At 70.0% G+C, this 614-nt stretch carries 1 protein-coding gene; it reads left to right on the forward strand.

Going from position 1 to position 614, the window contains the following annotated elements; all coding sequences use genetic code 11:
• Positions 1 to 614: transposase family protein (locus tag IE313_RS34710; RefSeq protein WP_189939367.1), on the forward strand; the 614-nt coding region annotated here is incomplete at its 3' end.

The raw sequence follows: 614 nt of genomic DNA on the forward strand, positions 1-614 counted from the left end.
ATGCCTGTCTACCCGTCGGGGCTGGACGTGTCCAGCTCTGCCCTGCGCTTCCTCGCCGCTCGTCTGCGGGAACACCGTCGGCGTCTCGGCACCCGATGGCGGCGCCTGAGTGCGGGGCGTCAGGCCCTGCTCGCACTCGCTCATCTCCGCAACGGCCATCCGTACGCCCATCTCGCGGCCGGGTTCGGGATCGGCACCACCACCGCCTACCGCTACATCACCAAGGCCGTCGACGTCCTGGCCGCCCTCGCCCCGGCCCACGCCGATGCGGTCCGGGCGGCGTCAACGAAGGCGTTCGTCCTGCTGGACGGGACGCTGCTACCAATCGACCGTGTCGCCGCCGACCGACCGTTCTACTCGGGCGAACACAAGAAGCACGGGGTGAACGTGCAGGTTGTAGCTGATCCGTTCGGCCGGCTGCTGTGGGCGTCCCCCGCTCTGGCCGGGGCCGTCCATGACGTCCGTGCGGCCCGCGAGCACGGTGTCATCGACGCTCTCGCAGGGGCCGGCATCGTCTGCTGGGCCGACAAGGGGTACCAAGGAGCCGGAGGCACGGTCCGTGTTCCCTACCGCGGCAGGTGGGAGACGCTGTCCACAGGTCAGCAGGCCGTCAA

It is taken from the genome of Streptomyces sulfonofaciens, from assembly GCF_014656295.1.
Taxonomy (GTDB): domain Bacteria; phylum Actinomycetota; class Actinomycetes; order Streptomycetales; family Streptomycetaceae; genus Streptomyces; species Streptomyces sulfonofaciens.